Raw genomic sequence first — 8,048 nt, forward strand, 5'->3', positions numbered from 1 at the left:
AGAGCTTCCAGCCCCCCCACCCTTCCCCGCTGGCCTGTCCCAACGCGCACAACAGCGATGCCCGGAAGCCGGGTGACGGCTGGTCACGTAAACCCCGGCGAGTAGCCGCCTGTGGGTGCGCGGGCCGGTCGGCGGCCGGGCCGGAGCGGGGCGGAGACAGGAGCGGCGGCCGGGCCGTGGGCCGGGCCGCGCGGCCCGCTCGCGGGCCGCCTTGATGACGTAGGGAAAGTTTGAACGCAAAAAGCGCGGGCTATTTCAAGCCATTCGGAGTAACTCGCTTGCGTGTCTTAGATGGGCTGTGTCAGATTGAACCCCATGACGCAGAAGACACCGGCCGAGCTGAGGGCCGAGGCCGAAGCCGCGCTGAAGGGACCGGGGCAGCGCCGGATCAAGCTGCTCGCCGAACTGGAGGCGATCGACGCCGAGCTGCGCCCGCTGATCCGGGAGGCCCGGCGTATGGAGGTCTCGATCCGGCGGATCACGGACCTCACGGCGGTGGCCCCCAACACGGTCCGGGCGTGGGCCCGGAGCGAGGCTGAGTGATCTTGCGTCTGGCCCCGGAAACCGACCCCGCCTCGCGCGCGCACGCGTAGGGCCCCCTCCCTGGAAACCGCATCAACCTGAAAACCCCCAGGTCAGAGGCGGTTGCGGGGGTCAACTAGGGGGTGTGGGCGCAACCGGGGGAGCAACCCACCCAAAACAGGCGGGCCGAACCGCCGCTGGAACGACGATTCGGCCCTAGATCCACGAACCTCGCGAAAGGACAGACGTGGACCTGAACGCAGTGTGGTCGAAGATCGCAGAGCCGACCAAGTCGGCACGGATCAAGTCGGCCCAAACCATCACGAACACGCTCGACGCGCTTGCGCCGACCTTCGCTCCGCTCGCGGCGCGTTGGGACGCGGAGGCGGACCGGAGGGCCAAGCTCCGGACCCCGGAGAACCTGAAGGCTCTGCTGGACGCGCAGAAGGCCCACAACAGCGCCCGGTCGACGGCGGCCACGGCGCGGACGGAGCGGCAGAAGGCGCGGGCGGCGAGCAAGAACCCGATGAGCACCGCGCGCCGGTCGGCGCGGACGGCGGACAAGGCCGCGCGGCAGCACACCACCCAGGCGCGGGCCAAGCTGAAGCAGGCCAAGGCCAACTACCCGGCGACGCTGCGGGCGCGGGCGATCCAGGCGCACGCGGTGCACGCGGTGCCCGGCGCGGTCTCGTCGTGGCTGATGTCGACGGCGGAGCACTGGACCATCTGGCCCGGGTCGATCTCGGCCGGTCTGATCGCGCTCAACGCGGGCGCTCTGTGGCTCGGCCGGCGCACGGTCACGGTCGACGTCGACGACGTCCTGTCGGCGGAGGAGCGGCGCCTGGTCGAGCGGCTCGACCCGAGCTACTGGGTCCAGCACGCCGACGAGCGCGGGCTCGCGGGCTCGGTGCCCTCGCCGGTCGAGATCACCCCGGCCGGGCTGGTGACCAACGTGCGCCTGGACGGCCGCTGGAAGCCGAGCGCGTTCGCGGCCAAGCACGAGGAGATCCGGGCGCTGCTCGGGGCGCGCACTGACCTGCGCATGGAGATCAAGCCGGGCACGCACGGCGACCGCGCCACGATCACGCTGCGGACCCGGTCGGCGGCCGACGGCATCGACTTGGAGGGCTGGAAGCCGGGCGACTGCTGGGCGGTCGACACGGTCACCGGCGAGCCGCTGCCGGTGCCGTTGGGCAAGCGAATGCTGATCGCCGGTACGTCCGGCGCGGGCAAGTCCTACAGCGCGCGTCCGCTGCTGGCCGAGGCGTCCGAGTACGACGACCACCGGCTGATCATCTTCGACCGGAAGTACGTCGAGGGCCGTACGTGGTCCCACCGCGCCCGAATCGTCTGCGAGCTGGACGAGATGCGCGAGGTCTGCCAGGAGCTGATCGAGGAGGGCGAGGAGCGGCTGAAGGACCTGCCGCGCGGTAAGGACGTGGTCGAGATCAGCCCCGAGCGGCCCCGCATCACGGTCTTCGCGGACGAGGGCGGCGAGTTGCTGTCCGACGCGAAGACCAAGGTCAAGGGCGAGGACGGCAAGTCCTCCGACTACCAGGACATCGTGGAGACGCTGCGCACGGTCGCCCGGAAGTACCGGGCTGCGGAGATCATCCTGGTGTGGGCGACGCAGAAGCCGACCATGTCGGGCGACGGGCACGGGATCGACTCGCAGATCGCCGGTCAGATGAGCGTGAAGCTCGGTCTCGCGGTCGCCTCCCAGACGGACGCGGCCACGGTCTTCGGCCGCTCGGACTGGCCCGCACACGACCTGCCGATGCCCGGGTACGCGCTGCTCTTCGACCAGGACAAGGGCAAGCACCAGCGCCGGAATCCGATCCGGCTGCGCTACATGACGGCCCAGCAGGTGATCGCGCTCCCCGACCGGCCCGTGTGGCGGCGGGAGTCGGCGCCCGCCGTGGTGGCCGGCGCCCCGGCCGCGCCCGCGCTCCGGCTCGTGAAGGACGACGACTACGAGCTGGCGCCGCCGCTCCCCGCGGTTCCGGCCCAGCCCGCGCCCGCGACCAACCGCGACAAGGTCGCCGCCGCCATCGCGGCGGGCTCCACCACCGTTGCCGACATCGCCTCGGTGACCGGCATCAACAAGGGCACCGTCTCCAAGGCGGTCAAGCAGCTGGTCGACGCGGGCGACGTGAAGCGTGCCGAGGACGGCTCCCTGTCCGTCGTCACCACGGAGGCCGGGGAGGTGTCGGCCTGATGGCGGCTCACGAGTACGACGTGCAGGGCGCGCTGCTGACCTTCGCCCTGGTGCTGACCGGCGCGGCCGGGATCGGCCTCGTGGCCTGGCTCCTGATCACGGTCGCGGAGATGGCCACGCAGTACGCGGCGGCGGCAGGCGCTGGCGGAATCTCGCTCACCCTCGGACTCCGGAAGGGGAAGTGACCATGCAGAAGCGCTCGATGACCGCCGCCCCGGCGGTCGCCATGACGGCGGTCAGCATGGTGCTGACCTTGGCCGTGGTCGTGATGTGGCTCGGCGGCTCGATGCCCTGGCCCGTCGCCCTGGTCGTCGGCCTCGGCATCGACGGCGGCTGGCTCGCCACCCTCGCCTACGACCGGCGCCTGGCCCGGCAGGGCGACCACAACGCCGTGGTGACGGCGGTCGGCTGGGGCTTCGGCGCGGTGGCGACCGGCGTCTTGGTCGCCCACGCGGTTGGTCAGGACTCGCCCGGCCCGTGGCTGGCCGTCGCCTGGCTCCCGCTCGCGGCCAAGGCCCTCTGGCTCGTGCACGGGCTGTGGGAGCGCACGGCGCTCACCCCGGCCGCGCTCGACCAGATCGCCAAGATCCAGCAGGACGCCCGCGACTGGGCCGCCATCGCCCGCGCCGAACTGCGCGCCGAGGCGGGCACGGAGGTGACCCGGCTCGACGCCGTGACGACCGCCGGGAAGCGCGTCGCGGACGCCCAGTCCAAGGCCGCCCGGCGGCTCGCCGGGGCGTGGTCGGAGCTGGACGGGGTGCGGCAGGGCGACGGCACCGGCAAGGCTCTGACCTGCGTGACAGAGCGCGTCACGCCCGCGTCACAGGATGCGTCACAGCCCAGGTGGGAGCTGCCGGTTTGGGGTCCGTTCGAGCCCGTGGCCGCCATCGAGGCGCCCGCCCTCACGGACGACGAGATCGACCGGATCGTCATGGATCTGCGGGCCAGCACCCACCCGCCCATGAGCTACCGGGACATGGCCGCCGCGTTCCGGGCGGCCGGACACAGCGCCGGGGAGACCCGCCTGCGGGCCGCCTGGCGGCGCGTCACGACCGGGCAGGCGGTGGCCCCCTGATGGCGCTCGCCTACCTGCTCTCCGTGGTGGTCGCGCTCGTGGTCCTGGCGGTGGCTCTCCGCCCCCGCCGGGCCACGGCCCCCACCCCGCCCCAGGCGCCGGCGCCCGCCCCGGCCCAGCTCTCCGCCACGGCCGCACCCGAGATCCACGCGATCCTCGCCGCCGCCGCCCAGCTCGCCGTCCGACTCGACACCGCCGCCTGACGGGAGGACCGACCATGACCGACCAGCCCACCCAGACCGACGACCTGGACGAAGCCCTCTGGGACGGCCGGGGCGTGATCCACACGCCCGACGGACCCGTCACCGGAGACGACGACTGGTCCTGACCGCACGTCAAAGCCCCGCCGGATACCCGGCGGGGCTCTCTTCGGCCCTCCAAGTCACACCAGCCCCGTAAGGCGTTGGGAGTGGCGGAGGGAACAGCCGCACCAATCGGTGCCAGGATCACTCCCAGACCAGAAACGGCAACGGCCCAGGGGGCCTAATCCCTGGGCCGTCCGCCCCCATCTCGCGCCCACTAAGCCATCGGGCGAGACAGGAACGTTGCTCGTGCCCAGAGTACGTAGCGATGCCCCAGCATCGCCACAGCGGCCCGCCAAGGTTGCGCCGCTAACCCCTCCGCGTGAGCGGAGTGGGGTCATGATCGAGACCCCCCCTCCCGCTGCCTCCCGTGATCTTGCTCAGCCCGTGACGGGCGGGGCGGCTGAGGGGCTTGTTACATGTGCCACAACTCGCCGTGAAAACAGAACCGCAGGTCAGCGGCAGGTTGGCACCCAGCTCAGCTTCCCGACTCCAGAGATGGTCTCGGCGGCGGCCGGACTCTTCACGAAGAGGCCCGGATGGGCCGGTGAGGAGGGGCCGCGCCCGCTGCTCACGATCGCGCCCGGCGTGGTCTCCATGTCGTGGCCGGACGTCGCCCGGCGCGAGCGGACGGCTGAGCGGCTCCAGGAGACGGCCCGGAAGCGAGCCGACGAAATGGCCCGCTACCTGCTGGAACACGGGACCCTGCCCGAGGACCCCGAGCCGACCCGGACCGTGACGGAGTGGTCCCGGAAGAGCCGGGCCCGGATGACGCGGCGGCTCGCGGAGCTGGACTACGGGCCACTCCTTCGGATGGGCCTGCGGCTGCCCATGACGACGCTCACCTATCCCGGCGACTGGGAGGTCGTCGCCCCGACTGGCAAGGCGGTCAAGCGGCATCTTGACCAGTTCCGCAAGCGGTTCGAGCGGGCTTGGGGCTTCGCCTTCGTCGGCATCTGGAAGCTGGAGTTTCAGCACCGTGGGGCGCCTCACCTGCACCTGTGGGGCCCCGAGCCGGAGGGGGCGGCCGGTGACCTGCGCCAGATCCAGCACGCGGCGGCCGTGCTCGCCTGGGAGGCCGCCGGGCGGAAGGGCCGCAAGCCCTACTGCCGCCCGGCCGCAGGCGACGGACTGCCGTATCGCCAGTGGCTCTCGGTCGTGTGGGCCGACATCGTGGCCCACCCCGACCCGGAGCAGAGGCGCCGGCACCTGCGTGCCGGGACGGCCGTCGACTACCGCGAGGGTGAGCGCATGCGCGACCCGAGGCGGCTCGCCGTGTACTTCACCAAGCACGGGTCCTTCTCCGCGAAGGAGTACCAGCACGTGGTGCCCGAGCTGTGGCAGGCGGAGGGCGCCGGGCCGGGCCGGTTCTGGGGCTACTGGGGACTCGACCCGGCCACGGCCGGGGTCGAGCTGCACCCCGAAGCCGCCGTGTGGGCCGGGCGGATCCTGCGCCGGTACGCCCGCGCCCAAGGGGTCACCCAGCAGCGGACGGTGAAGCGGGTCAGGGGCGGCGTCGCCATCCCTACCGACCAAGTGGTGGGGCTCGCGGGCGCCCAGCTCGTCACCGCGCCCGCCCGCGTCCGCTACCGCAAGGTCCGCCGCCGGGTCGTCCGCCTCGGCAACGGCCGAGGCTTCCTGTGCGTCAACGACGGGCCATCCCTGGCCGCCGAACTCGCCCGCGCCGTCGACCGGCTCACCGGGCCCCCGGGCGGAACTGATATCAGTTCGCCATAACTCGCTGTCGCCGGTTACTGCCCTTTGAGGCCCGGCGACGCGAGCGCGGAATGTTCCATTGCGCGATAACTCGCTGTCGCCGGTTACTGCCCCCGGTCGCCCAACTTCCGGCGGCCGGGGAGCGGTCCGCCGGCGCTTCGCGCGTGGGGGTCGGCGTGCTCCTGGTCCTCGATGTCGGCGGCACGCTCGACGGGCAGCAGCCGCGGGGCCGTGTCCGTGGTCGTGCTCCTGGTCGTGGTGCTCGGACCGGTGCCGAGACGGCGTCGAGTGCTCATGCCGGGAGTCTCCCGCCCCCTCGCGGCCGGGAATGCAAGAGGTGTGCCCGATTCAGCGTGCACGCGTGCACGGGCACAGGCGTGCACACGGCGGAGCCCCGCACCGGTCGGTGCGGGGCTCCTGTTGGGCTGGGTCAGATGGCAGCCAGGATGTCGGCGTGGTCGAACGCGAGGGTCGGCAGGGCGTCCAACGGCCACCACTCGGCGCGGCGGGCGTCGTCCCCGGCCGTGGTCGGGGTGCCGGCGGGGACGACCGCGAGGTAGGCGACGGTCACGTACCGGCCGCGCGGGTCGCGTCCGGGGGCGTCCCAGACGCCGAGCTGGCGCAGCTCGTCGGCGGCCACGGGGACTCCGGTCTCCTCCTCCAGCTCGCGGGCGGCGGCGGCGCGGGAGGTCTCGCCGGGGTCGACGTGTCCGCCCGGCAGGGCCCAGCAGCCTTCGTAGGGGTCCCACCCGCGCTCGATCAGCAGGACGCGGCCGTTGGTGTCGATGAGCACGACGTCGGCGGTGTAGCGGATCGTTTCGAAGGTCTCGGACATGATGGGTATCTCCTGGTCTCGTGACGGGTCTGGGAGCGAAGGGGCGGCCGTGCGCCTGGCAGTGAACGGCCGCCCCGGCGGTCAGTCCTGGGTGGGGCGCTTGCCGGTCAGGGCCCAGATCTCCCACTCGCTCGGCATCCGGGCCTGGAGGGTGTCGCGCCGGTACTGGGCGGTGGAGCGGGCGGTCACCCCGAGGGCGCGGGCCAGCTCGCCGTAGCTGCCGCCGCTGGCGGCGTGGGCGCGCATCGCGGCGTCGCGAATGCCCTCCAGGCGCGGCAGGAGCCGCTGCTCGACGTCGTGGATCGCGGTGACCCAGGTGTCGGCGGTGGCCGGGCGGTCCGGACGGGCGCCGGGACCGTCGTCCTGGTCCGCGGGGACGGTGTCGGTGCGCAGGACGGCGAGCGCCCACAGCGCCCCGGCCATCGCGTCGGCCAGCGGGCCCAGTTCCCCGCCGATGGCCTCGGCCTCCTCAGCGGTGAGGCTGATCGTGATGTCCACGCCGCCCCTGTTCGTGGCGGCGTCGCCCTCGCGGAAGCTGATCGACATGGTGGTCCTCCTCACGGGCTGGTGTGCTGTACGGGAATCCGTACGGCCTGACATCCATGACTGTACGGATTCCCGTACGGCCGTGCAAGAGGGGGCTCCGGTCGTGCGAGTGCTGCGGGCGAAAGTGCCAGAGGTGTCCGGCATCGCGTACCGCGCGTGCCGCGTGCCGTGCGTGCCGTGCGCGAGTTGGCCGGCGCCTACCTGCCTCGCTACAAGACCGGCCACGGCCGGGGCCTCCGACCCGGCCGCGTACGGTCGTCCGCCATGAGCACAGAGACCCCCAGGGACGCCGACGGCAACAAGGTCTGCGCCTGGTGCGGCGGACCGATCCGACAGTCCGGCGTCGGCCGCAGCCGGGACTACTGCCGCCGCAGCTGCCGCCAGCGCGCCTACGAGGCCCGGACGGTGACGGAGCGGCTGAAGGCCCACGAGGCGCTGATCTGGCATCTGGCCAGACAGGAGCACGGCGGCGCCAATTCGTCACGTGACGAAAGTCCGGGCGGCGCCGATTCGTCACGTGACGAAATGGCGGGCGCGGGTGACTACCTGCCCGCTCCGCCCGGCCCTCCGGCCGAGGCGCCGGCGCCTCGGCCACGCCGCGCTTGGTCACCGGTCGCGCTGTGGGCGGCGGCCGAGGACGAGGGAGAGCCGGACGCTCGGCCCACGACGGAGCCGCGCTGAGCGGAGCGCCCACGACGGGCCCGGCCACATCGCGGCAGCAGCCAGCTCCCCATCAGCCCCGAGGCGGGCCGTAACCGCCCCTCTCGCGGCCTTACGTGGCGACGGCAGGGGAACGGCGCTCCGGGAGAACTCCGGGCCGCCAGACGGCCGTAC

10 protein-coding genes are annotated in these 8,048 nt (G+C 72.8%); 7 read left to right on the top strand and 3 right to left on the bottom strand.

Features of this window, described 5'->3' with window-relative positions:
- Positions 1-315: 315 nt before the first annotated feature.
- The 6 genes from C3492_RS43545 (at position 316) to C3492_RS43570 (ending at position 5,854) form a co-directional block, all read left to right on the top strand.
- Positions 316-543, top strand: a complete 228-nt coding sequence (locus tag C3492_RS43545) for a hypothetical protein (protein WP_103818084.1) — start codon at positions 316-318, stop codon at positions 541-543.
- Between the two features lie 226 nt (positions 544-769).
- Complete coding sequence (locus C3492_RS43550; RefSeq protein WP_103818085.1) at positions 770-2,740, top strand: MarR family transcriptional regulator; 1,971 nt, start codon at positions 770-772, stop codon at positions 2,738-2,740.
- Positions 2,740-2,925, top strand: a complete 186-nt coding sequence (locus tag C3492_RS43555; protein ID WP_103818086.1) for a hypothetical protein — start codon at positions 2,740-2,742, stop codon at positions 2,923-2,925. The genes C3492_RS43550 and C3492_RS43555 overlap by 1 nt, the downstream gene beginning before the upstream one ends.
- 2 nt (positions 2,926-2,927) lie before the next feature.
- Complete coding sequence (locus C3492_RS43560) at positions 2,928-3,815, top strand: protein spdB (protein WP_103818087.1); 888 nt, start codon at positions 2,928-2,930, stop codon at positions 3,813-3,815.
- Positions 3,815-4,018: a hypothetical protein gene (locus C3492_RS43565; RefSeq protein ID WP_103818088.1), complete on the top strand. Its 204-nt coding sequence runs from the start codon at positions 3,815-3,817 to the stop codon at positions 4,016-4,018. The genes C3492_RS43560 and C3492_RS43565 overlap by 1 nt, the downstream gene beginning before the upstream one ends.
- A gap of 597 nt (positions 4,019-4,615) precedes the next feature.
- Entirely contained in the window at positions 4,616-5,854 is a 1,239-nt protein-coding gene (locus tag C3492_RS43570) for a hypothetical protein (protein WP_103818089.1), read from the top strand.
- Positions 5,855-5,937: 83 nt separating this feature from the next.
- Here the strand turns inward: C3492_RS43570 and C3492_RS43575 are convergent, their stop codons facing one another.
- From C3492_RS43575 to C3492_RS43585, 3 genes are all read right to left on the bottom strand, one after another.
- Complete coding sequence (locus C3492_RS43575; RefSeq protein WP_103818090.1) at positions 5,938-6,129, bottom strand: hypothetical protein; 192 nt, start codon at positions 6,127-6,129, stop codon at positions 5,938-5,940.
- 134 nt (positions 6,130-6,263) lie between these two features.
- Complete coding sequence (locus C3492_RS43580) at positions 6,264-6,668, bottom strand: NUDIX hydrolase (protein ID WP_103818091.1); 405 nt, start codon at positions 6,666-6,668, stop codon at positions 6,264-6,266.
- A gap of 81 nt (positions 6,669-6,749) precedes the next feature.
- Positions 6,750-7,214: a hypothetical protein gene (locus C3492_RS43585; protein WP_103818092.1), complete on the bottom strand. Its 465-nt coding sequence runs from the start codon at positions 7,212-7,214 to the stop codon at positions 6,750-6,752.
- Positions 7,215-7,478: 264 nt separating this feature from the next.
- Here C3492_RS43585 and C3492_RS43590 point away from each other — a divergent pair, with 264 nt between their 5' ends.
- Complete coding sequence (locus C3492_RS43590; protein WP_146075813.1) at positions 7,479-7,895, top strand: hypothetical protein; 417 nt, start codon at positions 7,479-7,481, stop codon at positions 7,893-7,895.
- The last annotated feature ends 153 nt before the right edge of the window (positions 7,896-8,048 follow it).

The organism is Streptomyces sp. Ru62 (assembly GCF_002920615.1).
GTDB lineage: Bacteria > Actinomycetota > Actinomycetes > Streptomycetales > Streptomycetaceae > Streptomyces.

Bases quoted from the DNA above. Each gene is read 5' to 3' on its own strand.
- C3492_RS43555 (WP_103818086.1), top strand. From the start codon at position 2,740: ATGGCGGCTCACGAGTACGACGTGCAGGGCGCGCTGCTGACCTTCGCC.
- C3492_RS43560 (WP_103818087.1), top strand. From the start codon at position 2,928: ATGCAGAAGCGCTCGATGACCGCCGCCCCGGCGGTCGCCATGACGGCG.
- C3492_RS43565 (WP_103818088.1), top strand. From the start codon at position 3,815: ATGGCGCTCGCCTACCTGCTCTCCGTGGTGGTCGCGCTCGTGGTCCTG.
- C3492_RS43590 (WP_146075813.1), top strand. From the start codon at position 7,479: ATGAGCACAGAGACCCCCAGGGACGCCGACGGCAACAAGGTCTGCGCC.
- C3492_RS43580 (WP_103818091.1), bottom strand. From the start codon at position 6,668: ATGTCCGAGACCTTCGAAACGATCCGCTACACCGCCGACGTCGTGCTC.
- C3492_RS43575 (WP_103818090.1), bottom strand. From the start codon at position 6,129: ATGAGCACTCGACGCCGTCTCGGCACCGGTCCGAGCACCACGACCAGG.
- C3492_RS43585 (WP_103818092.1), bottom strand. From the start codon at position 7,214: ATGTCGATCAGCTTCCGCGAGGGCGACGCCGCCACGAACAGGGGCGGC.
- C3492_RS43545 (WP_103818084.1), top strand. From the start codon at position 316: ATGACGCAGAAGACACCGGCCGAGCTGAGGGCCGAGGCCGAAGCCGCG.
- C3492_RS43570 (WP_103818089.1), top strand. From the start codon at position 4,616: ATGGTCTCGGCGGCGGCCGGACTCTTCACGAAGAGGCCCGGATGGGCC.